We start from the raw sequence: 16,975 nt of genomic DNA on the forward strand, positions 1-16,975 counted from the left end.
TAACACCGCAAGAAGCCGTTTGTGCCGGTGACGCAACACACGGCCTGAGCGGATAGACTCAGTTTCTGTTACCTGTCCCGCCGGGACTCATTCCACACTTTCTTCAGGAGGACGCTTGCTTAGCGCTATTGGCCGGGCTTTCCGGACGCCAGACCTGCGACGCAAGCTGTTGTTTACGCTGGGAATCATCACTATCTTCCGCATGGGTGCTTTTATCCCGGCCCCGGGTGTTGACTACGGCAATGTGCAGCAGTGCTTGGCTCTGGGTGCCACCTCTGGTGGCCTTTATGAGTTCGTGAACCTCTTCAGCGGCGGTGCCCTGCTGCAGGTCTCAGTCTTCGCCCTCGGCATCATGCCGTACATCACCGCCAGCATCATTGTGCAGCTGCTGCGCGTAGTGATCCCGCACTTCCAGGCGCTTTATGAGGAAGGCCAGCAGGGCCAGTCGACGCTGACGCAGTACACGCGTTACCTGACGATCGCCCTTGGCCTGCTGAACGCCACCACCGTTGTGTCCCTGGCCCGCTCCGGAGCACTGTTCAACAACATGTGCTCGGTGCCGATCATCCCGGACGACAACATCATCACCATCCTGCTGCTGATCATCACCCTGACGGCCGGCACCGGCCTGATCATGTGGATGGGCGAGCTTGTCACGGAGAAGGGCGTCGGCAACGGCATGTCCCTGCTGATCTTCACCTCCATCGTGGCCAGCTTCCCCAGCGCCCTCGGCGCGATCCTCTCCGCCCAGGGCTGGACGGTCTTCCTCGGCGTCATCGGGATCGGCATCCTGACGGTCGCCCTGGTCATCTTCGTCGAGCAGTCCCAGCGCCGTATTCCCGTGCAGTACGCAAAACGGATGGTCGGCCGCCGCACTGTCGGCGGCACGAATACGTACATCCCGATCAAGGTCAACATGGCCGGCGTGATCCCCGTGATTTTTGCATCGTCGATGCTCTACCTGCCCTCGCTGCTGGCACAGTTCAACACCCCCTCGGACGGATCTGCTCCGCCGGAATGGGTCGTCTGGATCAACAACTACCTGACATCGGGAGACCACCCCCTCTACATGGCCGTGTACTTCCTGATGATCGTCTTCTTCACGTACTTCTACGTGTCGATCACGTTCAACCCCGAGGAAGTCTCGGAGAACATGAAGAAGTACGGCGGCTTCATCCCGGGCATCCGGGCCGGCCGCCCCACCGCCGAATACCTGCAGTACGTGCTCTCCCGCATTACCCTGCCCGGCGCCCTTTACCTGGGCCTTGTTGCCCTTATTCCGCTGATTGCCCTGGTGCTGGTCGGGGCAAACCAGAACTTCCCGTTCGGCGGAACCTCGATCCTCATCATGGTTGGTGTGGGCCTCGAGACGGTCAAACAAATTGACGCGCAGCTCCAGCAGCGTCACTACGAAGGGTTATTGCGATGACACGACTGCTCATTATTGGGCCCCCCGGTGCGGGCAAGGGAACTCAGGCCTCCCGTATCTCCGAGCGCCTCGGTGTCAGCGCGATCTCCACGGGAGACATCTTCCGTTCCAACGTGAAGAACCTGACCCCGCTGGGCATCGAAGCCAAGAAATACATCGACGCCGGTAACTTTGTCCCTGACGAGGTCACCAACAACATGGTGCGTTCACGTCTCCAGGAAGACGATGTCCAGGACGGCTTCCTGCTGGACGGCTACCCCCGCACCGCAGCGCAGGTAGAGGAACTGGATAACATCCTCGCCGCCAGCGGCGACAGCCTGGACGCAGTCCTTCTGCTGACGGCCGACGACGAGGAACTCGTCCAGCGGCTGCTCAAGCGTGCCGAGATCGAAGGCCGCGCCGATGACAATGAAGAAGTCATCCGGCACCGGCTTGAGCTGTACAAGCAGCAGACCGCAGACGTCGTCGACAGCTACGAGAAGCGCGGAATTGTTGCACGCGTGGATGGGCTCGGCGACATCGACGAGGTCACGGAACGCGTAATGCAGGCACTCAAGCAAACCAGCTAGTTAGAAGGCGGGACGTTGGCACAGCCGCGGATCCAGTACAAGACAAATGCGCAGATGCGCACGATGCGCGAGGCAGGCCTGGTGCTTATCAAGGCGCTGGACGAGGCCGTTGCTGCGGCCCGCCCAGGCGTCACCACGGCAGAGATCGACAAGGTCTTTGCCGGGGTGCTCGCCGAGGCGGGCGCGACGTCGAACTTCCTGGGCTACTACGGTTTCCCGGCCACCATCTGTACTTCGGTGAATGAGGAAGTCGTCCACGGCATCCCGGGAAGCCGGGTGCTGAACGACGGCGACATCATCTCGATCGACGGCGGAGCGATAGTTGACGGCTGGCATTCGGATTCTGCCCGGACCGTGATTGTCGGAACGGCTGATCCCGAGGACCAGCGGCTCTCAGACGTCACCGAGAACGCTATGTGGCACGGGATTGCCGCCGCCGCGAAGGGCCGCTTCGTGGGGGACATCGGCGCGGCCATAGACGACTACGTCAGCAGCGTTCCCGGCAAGCCGCTGGGTATCCTCGAAGACTATGTCGGCCACGGCATTGGCTCGGAGATGCACCAGGCGCCGGATGTGCTGAACTACAGGACCAGCCACCGCGGTCCGAAGCTGAAGGCCGGAATGTGCCTGGCCATCGAACCGATGCTGGTCCGCGGCGGAATAGAGACGGCAACGCTCGAGGACGATTGGACCGTTGTGACCACGGACGGAGCGCGCTCCTGCCAGTGGGAACACACCGTGGCGATCCACGAGAAGGGGATCTGGGTGCTGACGGCACCTGACGGCGGAGCCTCCCGGCTCGAGCCGCTGGGGGTCACCCCCGTGCCGGTTCCCTGACGCCCGCTGGTGCTTCAAGGCCCGTCCCGCCTTCGGCGGGGCGGGCCTTGCGCGTACCAGGGCTCCGGTACCACTGGAGGCAGAAAATAAACACCACTAGCAGTTCGACCGCACCGCCGGCGTAGTACATCGCCATCGCGCCGGATTCGGCCTCGCCGGCTGTTATCCCCGGGGGAGGAGCGGCAGCCAGGGACTTGGCGAGGACGTTGTGGGCTGCGATCGTCAGGATCAGGACGCCTGCCCGCAGCGGCAGGGATGCACGGTGCGGATTGGGGTCCCGGCCGATGAGGGCAGCAGTCCACAGGTAGCCTGCTGCGAGCAAATGGAACGTGACCAGCCAGTGGACCGGTGCCTGCGTCCGCATGGCGTCGAAGACAGGGGTCCGGAACATGACCAGCATGCCGCCGGCGTTCAGGACGGCAGCGGTGACGGGAAAGGCTAGGAAGCGCGCCGGGCGGCTGCGCAGGAGCCGGACCAGGCGGCGCGACGGGACGGGATCCATGATCCGCAGGGCCAGTGTTGCCGGACGGCCCAGCACCAGCAGGGCGGGGCCCAGCATGCCTGCCAGGACGTGGGAGAAGCTGAGCAGGGTGAAATCCGCATGGGCGCGTTCGGCGAACGGTCCCGCAACCGTTGCCAGGACAGCAGCGATGCCCGCGGTGAAGGACAGTGTCCGGAGCATCGGCCACGTCCCGGAACGCGGGGCCAGGGCAGCGGCCCAATACGCTGCTGCGGCGGCACCGGCCGGGACCAGGAAAAGCAGTTCAACCGGCATGCTGCCCGTCGAATGCGTGTGCAGCATCATCAGGGCCGGGGGAGGGGAACGGCATCCCGGGTGCGGAAGACCAGGAAGGCCCCTGCCGCCAGCATCAGGACGGCGGCAATATTCCAGGTGAGGTCGTAGGGCAGCAGGTCAACCTTGTACCGGATCTGGTGGAGGGTCAGCAGCTTGTGCTGCACGGTTCCGTCGTAAAGCTGGAAGGCGCCGGCGCCCAGCAGTACGGATCCGGCCCACCGGGCGGGTATCAGGGCGCGGTGCCGGCGGAGATCGGCGAAAAGGAACAGGCCGGCGACGACGGCGAACCAGCCGAAGGCGTGGAACAGGCCATCGGAGAACAGGCCTGCCGCCGTTGTGGACCTGTCATAGAAGTGATGCCACTGCAGGAGCTGGTGGAACACGACTTCGTCGACGAACGCCGCGATTCCAATGCCGACGAACACGCCGGAAAGAAGGTTCCTGCGGCGCGGCCTGAACGGGGCAGTCCGTGAGGAATTCATGCCCCGACCATAGCAAACCAGGCCCGCGGCCTTACGGGCCGAAGCCGGGGCCTGCACTATGGAAGCGGTTCAGGCGCGCGGCTAGGGCGGCCCCGGGATTTAACTTATCCGGCCTCGTGCCGTAGAGTTATCTGTTGGTTGTCTCTACATTCGTGCCCAATTCCATCCCTTTGCAGTGGACGGAAGAGGAACGGGGAGGGGCGCCAAACACAAAAACCGCTGCCCGGGCAATCAAGGGCAGCACAGACGTTAGCGGAGGATATGGCCAAGAAAGACGGCGTCATAGAGATTGAGGGCTCGGTCAACGAAGCCCTGCCCAATGCGATGTTCCGCGTTGAGCTGGCCAACGGCCACATTGTGCTCGCACACATCTCGGGAAAGATGCGTCAACACTACATTCGCATCCTCCCCGGAGACCGCGTTGTGGTGGAACTTAGCCCGTACGACCTCACCCGGGGCCGTATCGTCTACCGCTACAAGTAACAACACAGGCTCCGGCACTCCGTACAGGAAGGCTGGAGCTCAACCCTGCAACCACGCAAAGGAAAACCATGAAGGTCCAGCCGAGCGTCAAGCAGATCTGCGATAAGTGCAAGGTGATTCGCCGTAACGGCCGAGTCATGGTGATCTGCGAGAACCCGCGCCACAAGCAGCGCCAGGGCTAAATAAGCGGTTACTGTCCAGGGATCCTAGGGTCCAGGGGCGCGCTAAGCCCACGCGTAGTAATTGAATATGGCAGTACAGCGTCTGATACGCGTGACGCATACCCCCGGTACGGAGGCCGGGGACCTGGTAACAGGGACGTACTGCTTCAGACCTCCGGTAACACCAAAGGAGAACCGCCAATATGGCACGTCTCGCCGGCGTAGACATCCCCCGCGAAAAGCGGGTTGTCATTGCGCTTACTTACATCTACGGCGTGGGCAAGACCCGTGCAGAGCAGACCCTGGCAGAGACCGGCATCAGCCCGGACACTCGCGTCAAGGACCTCAGCGATGCTGAACTCGTTCAGCTGCGTGACTACATCGAGGGCAACTTCAAGGTTGAGGGTGACCTCCGCCGCGAGGTAGCAGCCGACATCCGCCGCAAGGTTGAAATCGGCTCCTACCAGGGCATCCGCCACCGCCGCGGCATGCCTGTCCATGGCCAGCGCACCAAGACCAACGCTCGTACCCGCAAGGGCCCGAAGCGTACCGTTGCCGGTAAGAAGAAGGCCGGCCGCTAAATAACGCGGTCCAGGCCATGACCTGCACAGTCAGGTCACCTAAACCAAACTCTTTGTAGGAGAAGTAATGCCCCCCAAGACTCGTGGAGCGGTACGCAAGCCGCGTCGCAAGGATAAGAAGAATATCGCGCTGGGCCAGGCGCATATCAAGAGCACTTTCAACAACACCATCGTGTCCATCACGGACCCGACCGGTGCTGTTATCTCATGGGCTTCCGCCGGTGAGGTTGGCTTCAAGGGCTCCCGTAAGTCCACCCCGTTCGCTGCGCAGATGGCTGCTGAAGCCGCTGCCAAGCGTGCACAGGAGCACGGCGTCCGCAAGGTCGACGTCTTCGTGAAGGGTCCGGGATCCGGCCGCGAGACCGCGATCCGTTCGCTCCAGGCCACCGGCCTTGAAGTTGGCACCATCCAGGATGTCACCCCGAGCGCTCACAACGGCTGCCGTCCCCCGAAGCGCCGCCGCGTCTAATTCGCATTCGTTGCCGGTGCCGGTGCCGCCGCTGACTGTTTGTTTCGCAGACAGTCCAGCGGCACCGGCCCGGGTGCGAGGCTGCTAGCCGTCCAAGACGCGCGCGGGGGTGTCCCCGTCGTCGTCGTTTCCACCATTTGTGTTGCGTCATATAGCGGACGCTCGCTGAAAGGAAATGCAAGTGCTCATTGCACAGCGCCCCACCCTCACTGAAGAAGTCGTAGCCGATAACCGCTCCCGGTTCATCATCGAACCGCTGGAGCCGGGCTTTGGCTACACCCTCGGCAACTCCCTCCGCCGTACGCTGCTGTCCTCCATCCCCGGTGCTGCCGTAACCAGCATCCGGATCGACGGAGTTCTGCACGAGTTCACCACCGTTCCGGGCGTCAAGGAGGATGTCACTGAGATCATCCTTAACGTCAAGAACCTCTCGGTGTCCTCCGAGCATGACGAGCCCGTCGTGGCCTACCTGCGCAAGCAGGGTCCCGGCGTCGTCACCGCAGCGGACATTGCTCCGCCGGCCGGCGTGGAGTTCCACAACCCGGATCTGCACATCGCCACCCTGAACTCGAAGGGCAAGTTCGAACTCGAACTGACCATCGAGCGTGGACGTGGCTACGTTTCCGCAAGCCAGAACAAGTCCGGTGACCAGGAGATCGGCCGTATCCCGGTTGACTCCATCTACTCGCCGGTCCTGAAGGTAACCTTCCGCGTGGAGGCCACCCGTGTCGAGCAGCGCACCGACTTCGACCGCCTGATCGTCGACGTCGAAACCAAGGATGCCATTGCACCCCGCGACGCTGTCGCGTCCGCAGGCACCACCCTGGTTGAGCTTTTCGGCCTGGCCCGTGAACTGAACACCGCAGCAGAAGGCATTGAAATTGGCCCGAGCCCGACGGATGCCGCTTTGGCAGCCGACATGGCCCTGCCGATCGAAGACCTTGAGCTGACTGTGCGTTCCTACAACTGCCTCAAGCGCGAAGGCATCCACACCGTGGGTGAACTCGTAGCCCGCTCCGAGGCTGATCTGATGGACATCCGCAACTTCGGTGCGAAGTCCATCGACGAGGTGAAGGCGAAGCTCGTTGAACTGGGTCTGTCCCTGAAGGATTCCCCTCCCGGGTTTGACCTGGCCGCCCGCGCCGCAGCCATCGAAGAGGACGAGTCCGAATTCTCGGACGACGAGCTCTAAACACGCAAAATCTTGCCGCCGTGCCCCTGGCACTGCGCGGCACCGTTTGAGGAGAAAATGTAATGCCTACACCCACCAAGGGTAAGCGCCTCGGAGGCAGCCCGGCTCACCAGCGCCTCATGCTGGCGAACCTTGCCGCACAGCTGTTCGAGCACAAGCAGATCACCACCACGGTGACCAAGGCCAAGCGCCTGCGTCCCTACGCAGAACGCCTGATCACGTTCGCCAAGCGCGGAGACCTGTCTTCCCGCCGCCGCGTTCTGGCCCTGATCTCTGACAAGGGCCTCGTTCACGAGCTCTTCACCGAGATTGCACCGGCTGTCGCCCAGCGCGACGGCGGCTACACCCGCATCACCAAGATCGGCAACCGCAAGGGCGACAACGCTCCCATGGCTGTCATCGAACTGGTGCTCGAGCCGCTTTCCGCTAAGCAGTCCGTCGTTGCAGAGGCCTCCACGGCCGCTGCCGCCGCTGCTCCGGCTCCGGTTGCTGAGTCCGCTGACTCCGCTGACTCCGCAGAGTCCGGCGAATCAGCTGACTCGGCCGAATCTGCTGATTCCGCTGAGTCGGCCGAATCCGCTGAGTCTGCCGACGAAGCTGCTGAGGAAACCGAAGAGAAGAAGTAATTCTCTGAAATACCCGTTGTGCCCTTAATATTGGGGTTATGACTAGTGAGAGGCCCGCCGTTCCGTATCCGGACGGCGGGCTTCTTCGTATCCGCCTGGACCTGTCCTACGATGGAGCCCCTTTTGCAGGCTGGGCCGTGCAGCCCGGGCTGCCCACCGTGCAGGGCACCTTGGAAGCTGCCCTTGCGGTGCTGTTCCGCCGTCCGGTCCGGGTTACCGTAGCCGGCCGCACCGATGCAGGTGTCCATGCCAGGGGACAGGTCGTCCATTTCGATGCCACGGAACGCGAGTGGCTTGCCATCGCCCGGGACAAGGAGCCGGCGGTCGCGCTGCAGCGGCGGCTGCGCGGAGTGCTGAACCGGGAGCTGACGGTCCCGCTGAAGGAGCAGCACGTGGCCCGGCGTGCCGTGGAGGCCCGTGCCGGTGCCATTGAGGTCAGCGGCGTTTCCCTCGCCCCGGAAGGGTTTGATGCGCGTTTTAGCGCCCTCTGGCGGAGGTACAGCTACAGGATCGCCGACCGTGAAGAAAACTGGGACCCGCTCCTGCGCAGCGTGACCCTCTGGAACAAAGTCCCCGTCAGTGACGATGCCATGAATGAAGCAGCAGCCGGCGTCCTGGGGGTCCAGGACTTCCTTTCCTTCTGCAAGCCGCGGCAGGGTGCCACCACCATCCGCGAGCTTCAGGAGTTTTCCTTCACCCGCGGACCGGACGGCATCCTGCTGGCCCACCTGCAGGCAGATGCGTTCTGCCACAACATGGTCCGTTCACTGATCGGCGGGGCGCTGCTCGTCGGGGCGGGGGAGCGCAGGCCGCAGTGGCTGGCAGAGCGCATGTTCGCGCGTGTCCGGGATTCGAAATCCAAGCTGGCACCGCCGCACCCGCTGGTCCTGGAAGAAGTCAGGTACCCCGAGCCGGGCCAGCTGCTGGCCCGGGCGGAAGCGACCAGGGCGCGGAGGGAATAGAATTCAGGGTGTGAACAACTGCATGCATGAGGGCTTTTGACCTGACCCCGCAAGCAGGCTATTGTTTATAGTCGTTGTGCGTGTCCTACCTCGATAGGTCTATGCCCACGGGAGCGGCTCAGTTGCAGAGCCACCTGGCCCCGGGGAGATAGCCGAGATCTCAGGACCACTGGTTACATCAGTCCTCACCTGACCATCCGGTAACGCATAGAGAAGCTGCGCGGCGTATGGCATCCATACGCGGCGCGCCACCTAAGAAGAAGAAACGAAGGCAAACACCGTGCGTACGTACACCCCGAAGCCCGGCGACATCAACCGCCAGTGGCACGTCATTGACGCCACCGACGTTGTCCTAGGCCGTCTTGCCAGCCAGACCGCAACACTGCTGCGCGGAAAGCACAAGCCGACCTTTGCTCCCCATATGGACATGGGCGATTTCGTCATCATCATCAACGCTGAGAAGGTTGCCCTGACCGGCGCCAAGCTCGAACAGAAGCGTGCCTACCGCCACTCCGGTTTCCCGGGCGGCCTGTCCTCCGTCAACTATGCCGAACTGCTGGAAAAGAACCCGGTGCGTGCAGTTGAGAAGGCCATCCGCGGCATGCTGCCCAAGAACTCCCTCGCTGCACAGCAGATGGGCAAGCTCAAGGTATACAAGGGTGCCGAGCACCCCCACGCCGCCCAGCAGCCCAAGACCTTCGAAATCACCCAGGTCGCCCAGTAGTTCTGGCCCGCCAACTAAGAAATTAATTCAAGGAGAATCGTGGCTCAGAACACTGAAGAGCTGAATGAAAACACCGAGGAGCTCACCAGCTACACCTCGGAATCCCCTGACGCTGCCGAGGCAGCCGTCAAGGAACGCCCGGCGCTGACCGTCGCCGGTTCCGCTGTTGGCCGCCGCAAGGAAGCAATCGCCCGCGTGCGCGTTGTTCCCGGTACCGGCAAGTGGATCGTCAACGGCCGCGAGCTGGCTGACTACTTCCCGAACAAGCTGCACCAGCAGGAAGTCAACGAGCCGTTCAAGCTCCTCGACCTCGACGGCGCCTACGACGTCATCGCCCGCATCCACGGCGGCGGCGCCTCCGGCCAGGCCGGCGCACTGCGTCTCGGCGTGGCTCGCTCGCTGAACGAGATCGACCGCGAGAACAACCGCCCGGCCCTGAAGAAGGCTGGCTTCCTGACTCGTGACGCCCGCGTCATCGAGCGCAAGAAGGCCGGTCTCAAGAAGGCCCGCAAGGCACCTCAGTACTCCAAGCGCTAAAAAGGCGCCTTCCCCTCTTGCTGCCGCTGGAGCGTCAGCAAGAGGGGGCCCTCGGCGCTTTTTAGCGCTTGGCTCCACAAGCGCTCATCCAGTGCTTGGAACCAGGCGCTGGAGCGCCTGCCCCCACGGGGCACTACAGAGAACCCCTGGCCACGGCCGGGGGTTCTCTGTTTTTGGCCCTTGAAAGGGACGCAAAACACACTCTTTTGGGCTCGGAAAACCTCCTAAAGCCACCTTTTTCTCTCCTAAGGCCTGCGGGTATTTCGCCCGCTGACTTCGCTAAGTGGCAGAATAGGCCCCGGGGTCGCAGCACGGCGCCCTTTTCCGGGCAGCCGCACGGGTGGCTATTACATGCTTTAAGGATTCTGGAACATGACACGACTGTTTGGCACTGACGGGGTACGCGGGCTGGCCAACGGCCTGATTACGGCCGAAGTGGCGCTGGGGCTCGCGCAGGCGGCAGCAGTGGTTCTGGGGCACCGCCAGGTTCCTGCAGGCAAGCGGCCAGTAGCTGTGGTGGCGCGGGATCCCCGCATCAGCGGCGACTTCATTTCGGCCGCCATTGAAGCAGGCCTCGCCAGCTCAGGTATTGACGTCTTCGATGCCGGAGTCCTGCCCACCCCCGCGGCCGCGTACCTCGTTGCCGACCTCGAAGCCGACTTCGGCGTCATGATTTCCGCCTCCCACAACGCTGCCCCCGACAACGGCATCAAATTCCTGGCCCGCGGCGGGCAGAAACTCGACGACGCGCTGGAAGATGCGATCGAAGCCGAGATGGATGTGCCCAGTCCCCGGCCCACCGGTGCCGCCGTGGGCCGCATCAAACGCTTTGCGGACGCTGAAGACCGCTACATCGTGCACCTGCTGCAGACGCTGCCGCACCGGCTGGACGGGCTAAAGGTAGTCCTTGACTGTGCCCACGGAGCGGCCAGCGGCTGCTCACCGCAGGTCTTTGCCGACGCCGGTGCAGAAGTGATCGTCATCGGAGCCGAGCCGGACGGCATCAACATCAATGACGGCTACGGTTCCACCCACCTGCAGCCGCTTCAGGCTGCCGTGCTGGAGCATGCGGCCGACCTCGGTATCGCCCATGACGGCGACGCGGATCGATGCCTCGCAGTGGACGCGGAAGGCAACGTCGTCGACGGCGATCAGATCATGGCGATCATGGCCGTTGCCATGAAGGCGTCGGGAGAACTCAAGGATGACGCCCTCGTAGCCACGGTCATGAGCAACCTTGGCCTCAAGCTGGCACTGCGCGAAGCAGGCATCAGCATCCGGGAGACCGGAGTGGGGGACAGGTACGTGCTCGAAGCCATGCGTCAAGGCGGCTACAGCCTCGGCGGCGAGCAGTCCGGGCATGTGATCTTCTCGCAGTACGCCACGACGGGCGACGGCGTCCTGACCGGCCTGCAGCTCGCTGCCCAGGTCGCCAAGACCGGACGCAGCCTGAAGCAGCTGGCCAGCATCATGACGAAAATGCCCCAGGTCCTCATCAACGTCAAAGATGTGGACAAATCAGCCGCGTCCACGCACGAGACGGTTCGCCAGGCCGTAATCGACGCCCAGGAAAAGCTGGGCGAAACCGGGCGCGTCCTGCTGCGTCCGTCCGGCACCGAGCCGCTGGTGCGTGTGATGGTCGAAGCGGAAGATATGGAAACTGCCCAGGCAGTGGCTGAGAAACTGGCCGCCACGGTGGAAGCGAACCTCTCCCTCACGCCGTCCGAGGGCGCCAGCGTCTAGGCGGAGGGGCGCTGGGAAGCCAGCGCGTCCCGGATTTCGGTAAGCAGCGCAATCTGCGGATCCACCGACTGTGCCGGTGTAATTCCCATGCGCCGGTTGCGGCGTTCAATCATCTTGTTCATGGGCAGCACGATCACGAAGTACACCGTGGCAGCTACCAACAGGAAATTGACCACTGCGGTCAGCAGCACCCCGAACTGGATAGCGTTTCCGTTCAGGTTCACCACAGCGAAACTGTCGAAATTCGGTGAACCGACCAGACCGGAAATGAACGGCATCAGCACTGCTGAAACCATGGCGTTGACTACTGCGGTGAACGCCGTGCCGATGATGACGGCAACGGCAAGGTCGAGCACGTTGCCCTTCATGATGAAGTCTTTGAAACCCTTAAGCATCGGCCAAGACTATCGGCTGCCCGGTGTCCGGCGCCGGAGATGACGTGCTGCTGCTCAGGTCTTGCGCAGGAGCATCCGCCGGACCGAATGGTCGGCGTCCTTGGTGAGCACCAGCTGCGCGCGCCCGCGGGTCGGCAGGACGTTGGTCACGAGGTTGGGCTCGTTGATCCGCTTCCAGATGTCCAGTGCAGTTTCACGCGCCTCGGCGTCAGTGAGGTCCGCATAGCGGTGGAAGTACGACGCCGGATTGGCGAAGGCACCGCTGCGGAGCGACTGGAAGCGCTGGACATACCACTCTTCGATATAGGAAGTCCGGGCGTCCACATAGATCGAGAAGTCGAAGAAATCGCTCAGCGCCAGTCCGGAGCGGCCGTCCGGCCTGGTCCGGGCGGGGGCCAGGACGTTCAGTCCCTCGACGATCAGCACATCGGGACGCCGAACCACGATTTCCGAGCCGGGAACAATGTCGTAGGTCAGGTGCGAATAGCGCGGAGCGCGCACTTCTTCGGCGCCGCTTTTCACTGCGCTGACGAAGCGCAGCAGCCGGCGCCGGTCATAGCTCTCCGGAAAGCCCTTGCGCTGCATCAGGCCGCGCCGCTTGAGTTCGGCGTTGGGATAGAGGAAACCGTCCGTGGTTATGAGTTCCACATTGGGGGTGTCCGGCCAGCGCCGCAGCATTTCGCGCAGCACGCGGGCGGTGGTGGATTTTCCGACGGCAACCGACCCGGCGACCCCGATCACGAATGGTGTCCGCGTGGTCTTCTCTCCGAGGAAGGTCGTGGTGGCGCTGTGCAGCTTGCCGGCAGCCGCGACGTAGAGGTTCAGCAGGCGGGAGAGCGGCAGATAGACCTCGCGGACCTCATCGAGGTTCAGCTGGTCACCCAGGCCGCGCAGGCGGGTGATGTCGTCCTGGTTGAGCGGGGACTCGATTTCGTGGGACAGGCGTGACCAGGTCTGCCGGTCCAGCTCAACGAATGGGGTGAAGTTGGTCTCTTGGCCGTTACCGGACGAGGCCCGCGGAGTTGGTTCGGTCACCCTAGGAATTGTGCACTGCCTCGCCGGTCAATCCAAACGTGCAGAGGCCGCTTGCGCCGGGCGTTTCGTCGCCTGCCTTATCCTGCCGGTACTCTTAGCACTATGTGTGGAATCGTTGGATACGCTGGCCGGCCCGAAGCTGCCGCTGCAATTGGGCACAGCGCCCTGGACGTCGTCATGGAAGGCCTTCGCCGCCTTGAGTACCGCGGGTACGACTCCGCCGGTGTGGCTGTGCTGACCGGGAACGGCGTTGAGTCACGGAAGAAGTCGGGCAAGCTCGCCAACCTCGTGGCAGAGCTCGAGGCAGCTCCGCTGCCGGTGGCGACCACAGGCATTGGCCACACCCGCTGGGCCACCCACGGCGGTCCCACGGACGGCAACGCCCATCCGCACCTGGCGGACAATGACCGCCTCGCCGTGATCCACAACGGCATCATCGAGAACTTCGCTGAGCTTAAGGCAGAACTGCTCGCCGGCGGAGCCGTTTTCCGCTCGGAGACTGACACCGAAGTTGCTGCTGCCCTGCTGGGCCGCATTTACGCGTCGGAAGGCGGCCAGGACCTGGCCCGCAGCATGCAGCTCGCCTGCCAGCGGCTCGAAGGTGCCTTCACGCTGCTGGCCGTCCACGCGGATTCCCCGGACACCGTTGTCGCGGCCCGCCGGAACTCCCCGCTGGTTGTGGGGCTGGGCGACGGCGAGAACTTCCTCGGTTCCGACGTTTCCGGGTTCATCGACTTCACCCGCCGCGCCGTGGAACTGGGCCAGGACCAGATTGTCACCATCACCCCGGAGGCCGTCACCATCACCGATTTCCACGGCCAGCCCGCTGAGGGCACCGAGTTCGAGGTCAACTGGGACGCTGCTGCAGCCGAAAAGGGCGGGTACGACTCCTTCATGGAAAAGGAGATCAACGACCAGCCCCAGGCTGTGGCTGATACCCTGCTGGGCCGCTCCGATGCTGACGGCCGCCTGACGCTTGATGAACTTCGTGTCAGCCCGGAGGAACTCAAGAACGTCAACAAGATCATGGTCCTCGCCTGCGGTACCTCGGCGTACGCGGGCCAGGTTGCCAAGTACGCGATTGAGCACTGGTGCCGCATCCCCGTAGAGGTCGAACTCAGCCATGAGTTCCGCTACCGGGATCCGATCGTTGATTCGAACACTCTGATCGTTGCCATCTCGCAGTCCGGCGAAACCATGGACACCCTCATGGCTGTCCGGTATGCCAAGGAGCAGGGCGCGAAGGTCCTGGCGATCTGCAATACCAACGGTTCCACGATCCCGCGGGAAGCGGACGCGGTGCTGTACACGCACGCCGGCCCGGAAATCGCCGTCGCCTCGACGAAGGCCTTCCTGGCACAGATCACCGCGACCTACCTGCTGGGCCTCTACCTGGCGCAGATCCGGGGAAACAAGTTCCAGGGCGAGATCAAGGACATCCTGGCAGACCTGGCCAAGGTCCCCGCCAAGATCCAGCAGGTCCTGGACAGCTCGGATTCCATCAAGGAACTCGGCAACCTGATGGCCGGAACGTCTTCCGTGCTCTTCCTCGGACGGCACGTCGGATTCCCCGTGGCCATGGAAGGTGCCCTGAAGCTCAAAGAGCTGGCCTATATCCATGCCGAGGGCTTCGCCGCCGGTGAACTGAAGCACGGCCCGATCGCGCTCATCGAGGAAGGCCAGCCGGTCTTCGTCGTCGTCCCCTCACCGCGGGGCAGGGATTCGCTGCATGCCAAGGTAGTCTCCAACATCCAGGAGATCCGCGCCCGCGGAGCGAAGACCATTGTCATCGCCGAAGAGGGCGACGACGCCGTCAAGGCCTACGCCGAGCACGTCTTCTACGTGCCGGAGACGCCGACCCTGCTGGCACCGCTGCTGACCACTGTCCCGCTCCAGATCTTCGCCTGCGCCCTGGCCACAGCCAAGGGATACGACGTCGACCAGCCGCGGAACCTCGCAAAGTCCGTCACCGTCGAATAACAGTCCCGGCAACGGGCAGCCAAGGGGGAACGCATGATCGTGGGGATTGGCGTGGACGTGGTGGACGTCCCGCGCTTTGGACGCCAGCTTGAACGCACGCCCGGCCTCCGCGCGAGGCTCTTCGTTCCGGCCGAACGGGAGCTGAGCCTGCGTTCCCTGGCAGCACGGTTCGCAGCCAAGGAAGCCGTAGCCAAAGCCCTGGGGGCGCCCGCGGGAATGAACTGGCAGCACTGCCAGGTGGAACTGGACCCGGCCGGTGCACCGAGGATCCGCGTCGATGGAACGGTGGCTGCGGCCGCCGAAGCCAAGGGTGTGCGGACCTGGCACCTCTCCCTGAGCCACGACGGCGATGTAGCCACTGCCATGGTGGTCGCAGAGGGCTAGTCTGGTACGCATGATCAGTGCGTATCCGGGGTCAGCGGTCCGTGCAGCGGAGCGCCCGCTCCTTGAAGCCGGTGCCGGTCCGGAGCTGATGCAGAAGGCCGCCTACGGACTGTACCGCAGTGCTGCTGCGCTCCTCGCCCAACGCCGCGGCCGGATCTACGGAGCCGCCGTCGTCGTCTTGGCGGGAGCAGGCAACAACGGCGGAGATGCCCTCTATGCTGCCTCCCGGCTGCTGGCCCGCGGTGCCGGCGCCACAGCGGTACTGACCTCGGAGCAGGCCCATCCGGAGGCACTCGCTGCGTTCCGCAGCAACGGCGGCAGGGTTCTTCAGCTGCGCGATGAGACCGTTTCCGCCGCACTGGCACTGTGCCGGGAGTCTGACGTCGTCCTTGACGGCGTTCTCGGCACCGGCGGCAAGGGGGGACTCCGGTCCCAGGCCGCGCAGCTGGCAGTGCTTGCACCGGCACGCCTGCGGCGGGGAGAGTCACCGGCGGTCATCGCCTGCGATCTCCCCAGCGGAATAGATGCCGATACCGGGCAAGCAGCGGGACCCCATCTTCGTGCGGACCTCACGGTGACTTTCGGTGCCGTCAAGACCGGGCTGATGGCCGGCCCCGGTGCAGAGGCTGCGGGCGAGATCGAACTCGTGGACATCGGAATCGCAGGGTATCTCGACGCCCCGGCCGTGCAGCGCCTGGAGAACCGGGACATAGCAGCCCTGTTGACGGAACCGGTTCCGGGAGACCACAAGTACAGCAGGGGAGTCCTCGGCATCGCGGCTGGGTCGGAAACATATCCGGGCGCGGCCGTCCTGGCGACGGGTGCGGCACTCGCCACGGGAACGGGGATGGTGCGCTACCTCGGGCCGGAGCCGGTCTCCGGGCTGATCCACGCGGCGCACCCGGAAGCTGTCTGCGCGGACAGCACGGTGCCCCTGACCCATGTGCAGGCCTGGGTTGCCGGTCCGGGCGCCGGAGTCGATGAAGACCAGCGGCGCAGGGCGGTGGAGGCCATGGCTTCCGGGCTCCCCGCCGTGATTGACGCCGATGCGATCCAGGCCGTGGAACCAGGCCTGGGGCCGCAGGTCATTCTTACTCCGCACGCCGGGGAGATGACCGGGTTGCTGAACTCCCTGGGGGAGCGTATCGACCGGCCCGGTGTCGAAGCTGACCCGCTGACCTGGGTGCGCAGAGCCGCGGACCTCACCGGGGCAACCGTCCTGCTGAAGGGCTGGGCAACCCTGGTCGCGGCTCCCGGCGGGCCCGTATACAGCCAGGCTGAGGCAACGCCCTGGCTGGCAGCCGCCGGCAGCGGCGACACCCTTTCCGGCATCCTCGGAGCACTGCTGTCCACCGATCGGACCGGGACCCGCGCTCCGGGACACTATGCCCGGCTGGCGGCAGCCGCCGCCAGCATCCACGGACAGGCCGGGAGGCTCGCCGCTGAAAGCGGTCCGGTGGAAGTTTCCAAACTGCCGGAGGGCGTCCGATCGGTCATGGCAGACCTGCTGCACGGCTGACTCGCAGATGCTCAGCGTGCTGACATACTGTAAAAGTAAGTAGGCGTAGTAATGCCTGCACCAGCTACAGC

The 16,975-nt window shown here is 63.9% G+C and carries 20 protein-coding genes; 16 read left to right on the top strand and 4 right to left on the bottom strand.

What is annotated here, in order from left to right:
* Positions 1 to 115 precede the first annotated feature (115 nt).
* From secY to map, 3 genes are read left to right on the top strand one after another with little or no spacing between them, the layout of a single operon-like run.
* Entirely contained in the window at positions 116 to 1,429 is a 1,314-nt protein-coding gene (gene secY, locus LOC59_RS03160; RefSeq protein WP_227894295.1) for a preprotein translocase subunit SecY, read from the top strand.
* Positions 1,426 to 1,998 (top strand): adenylate kinase, encoded by a 573-nt coding sequence (locus LOC59_RS03165; protein WP_227894297.1) that lies wholly within the window; start codon positions 1,426 to 1,428, stop codon positions 1,996 to 1,998. The genes secY and LOC59_RS03165 overlap by 4 nt, the downstream gene beginning before the upstream one ends.
* A gap of 15 nt (positions 1,999 to 2,013) precedes the next feature.
* Positions 2,014 to 2,835, top strand: a complete 822-nt coding sequence (gene map, locus LOC59_RS03170) for a type I methionyl aminopeptidase (RefSeq protein ID WP_227915505.1) — start codon at positions 2,014 to 2,016, stop codon at positions 2,833 to 2,835.
* On the opposite strand, the gene LOC59_RS03175 is transcribed toward map, so the two are convergent.
* Both LOC59_RS03175 and LOC59_RS03180 read right to left on the bottom strand, forming a co-directional pair.
* Complete coding sequence (locus LOC59_RS03175; RefSeq protein ID WP_227915504.1) at positions 2,813 to 3,610, bottom strand: cytochrome c oxidase assembly protein; 798 nt, start codon at positions 3,608 to 3,610, stop codon at positions 2,813 to 2,815. The two genes, map and LOC59_RS03175, sit on opposite strands and share 23 nt — an antisense overlap.
* Before the next feature lie 29 nt (positions 3,611 to 3,639).
* On the bottom strand, positions 3,640 to 4,113 hold the full coding sequence (locus LOC59_RS03180) for a DUF2243 domain-containing protein (RefSeq protein WP_227894303.1): 474 nt from the start codon (positions 4,111 to 4,113) through the stop codon (positions 3,640 to 3,642).
* A 261-nt stretch (positions 4,114 to 4,374) separates the two neighbouring features.
* Between LOC59_RS03180 and infA the strand changes: the two genes are divergently transcribed.
* From infA to glmM, 10 genes are all read left to right on the top strand, one after another.
* On the top strand, positions 4,375 to 4,596 hold the full coding sequence (gene infA, locus LOC59_RS03185; protein WP_055239372.1) for a translation initiation factor IF-1: 222 nt from the start codon (positions 4,375 to 4,377) through the stop codon (positions 4,594 to 4,596).
* A 68-nt stretch (positions 4,597 to 4,664) separates the two neighbouring features.
* Positions 4,665 to 4,778, top strand: a complete 114-nt coding sequence (rpmJ, locus tag LOC59_RS03190) for a 50S ribosomal protein L36 (RefSeq protein WP_012397712.1) — start codon at positions 4,665 to 4,667, stop codon at positions 4,776 to 4,778.
* Between the two features lie 182 nt (positions 4,779 to 4,960).
* Positions 4,961 to 5,338, top strand: a complete 378-nt coding sequence (gene rpsM, locus LOC59_RS03195; protein WP_227894305.1) for a 30S ribosomal protein S13 — start codon at positions 4,961 to 4,963, stop codon at positions 5,336 to 5,338.
* Positions 5,339 to 5,405: 67 nt separating this feature from the next.
* The gene (rpsK, locus tag LOC59_RS03200) at positions 5,406 to 5,807 is read left to right on the top strand and encodes a 30S ribosomal protein S11 (protein WP_055239374.1); all 402 of its coding nucleotides are present in this window, start codon (positions 5,406 to 5,408) and stop codon (positions 5,805 to 5,807) included.
* A gap of 181 nt (positions 5,808 to 5,988) precedes the next feature.
* The gene (locus LOC59_RS03205; RefSeq protein ID WP_055239375.1) at positions 5,989 to 6,999 is read left to right on the top strand and encodes a DNA-directed RNA polymerase subunit alpha; all 1,011 of its coding nucleotides are present in this window, start codon (positions 5,989 to 5,991) and stop codon (positions 6,997 to 6,999) included.
* Between the two features lie 62 nt (positions 7,000 to 7,061).
* Positions 7,062 to 7,625 carry a 50S ribosomal protein L17 gene (gene rplQ, locus LOC59_RS03210; protein WP_227894307.1) on the top strand — a complete coding sequence of 188 codons (564 nt, stop codon included), beginning with the start codon at positions 7,062 to 7,064 and terminating at the stop codon, positions 7,623 to 7,625.
* Positions 7,626 to 7,663: 38 nt separating this feature from the next.
* Positions 7,664 to 8,587 (top strand): tRNA pseudouridine synthase A, encoded by a 924-nt coding sequence (locus LOC59_RS03215; protein ID WP_227894309.1) that lies wholly within the window; start codon positions 7,664 to 7,666, stop codon positions 8,585 to 8,587.
* Positions 8,588 to 8,867: 280 nt separating this feature from the next.
* On the top strand, positions 8,868 to 9,311 hold the full coding sequence (rplM, locus tag LOC59_RS03220) for a 50S ribosomal protein L13 (protein WP_055239378.1): 444 nt from the start codon (positions 8,868 to 8,870) through the stop codon (positions 9,309 to 9,311).
* A 39-nt stretch (positions 9,312 to 9,350) separates the two neighbouring features.
* Positions 9,351 to 9,848, top strand: a complete 498-nt coding sequence (gene rpsI, locus LOC59_RS03225; protein ID WP_227894312.1) for a 30S ribosomal protein S9 — start codon at positions 9,351 to 9,353, stop codon at positions 9,846 to 9,848.
* Between the two features lie 372 nt (positions 9,849 to 10,220).
* A complete protein-coding gene (gene glmM, locus LOC59_RS03230) occupies positions 10,221 to 11,591 on the top strand; it encodes a phosphoglucosamine mutase (protein ID WP_227894313.1) in 1,371 nt (456 codons plus the stop codon).
* Here glmM and mscL read toward each other — a convergent pair.
* Together mscL and coaA are read right to left on the bottom strand one after the other, a co-directional pair.
* Positions 11,588 to 11,986, bottom strand: a complete 399-nt coding sequence (mscL, locus tag LOC59_RS03235; protein ID WP_227894316.1) for a large conductance mechanosensitive channel protein MscL — start codon at positions 11,984 to 11,986, stop codon at positions 11,588 to 11,590. The two genes, glmM and mscL, sit on opposite strands and share 4 nt — an antisense overlap.
* A gap of 54 nt (positions 11,987 to 12,040) precedes the next feature.
* Positions 12,041 to 13,021 carry a type I pantothenate kinase gene (gene coaA, locus LOC59_RS03240; protein WP_227894318.1) on the bottom strand — a complete coding sequence of 327 codons (981 nt, stop codon included), beginning with the start codon at positions 13,019 to 13,021 and terminating at the stop codon, positions 12,041 to 12,043.
* 102 nt (positions 13,022 to 13,123) lie between these two features.
* Here coaA and glmS point away from each other — a divergent pair, with 102 nt between their 5' ends.
* From glmS to LOC59_RS03255, 3 genes are read left to right on the top strand one after another with little or no spacing between them, the layout of a single operon-like run.
* Positions 13,124 to 15,001, top strand: coding sequence for a glutamine--fructose-6-phosphate transaminase (isomerizing) (gene glmS, locus LOC59_RS03245; protein WP_227894319.1), 1,878 nt, complete (start codon positions 13,124 to 13,126; stop codon positions 14,999 to 15,001).
* A 33-nt stretch (positions 15,002 to 15,034) separates the two neighbouring features.
* Positions 15,035 to 15,385 (top strand): holo-ACP synthase, encoded by a 351-nt coding sequence (locus LOC59_RS03250; protein ID WP_227894321.1) that lies wholly within the window; start codon positions 15,035 to 15,037, stop codon positions 15,383 to 15,385.
* A 10-nt stretch (positions 15,386 to 15,395) separates the two neighbouring features.
* Positions 15,396 to 16,904 carry an NAD(P)H-hydrate epimerase gene (locus LOC59_RS03255; protein WP_227915503.1) on the top strand — a complete coding sequence of 503 codons (1,509 nt, stop codon included), beginning with the start codon at positions 15,396 to 15,398 and terminating at the stop codon, positions 16,902 to 16,904.
* Positions 16,905 to 16,975 lie beyond the last annotated feature (71 nt).

The sequence above is a fragment of the Arthrobacter sp. zg-Y916 genome (assembly GCF_020907385.1).
Classification (GTDB): domain Bacteria; phylum Actinomycetota; class Actinomycetes; order Actinomycetales; family Micrococcaceae; genus Arthrobacter_B; species Arthrobacter_B caoxuetaonis.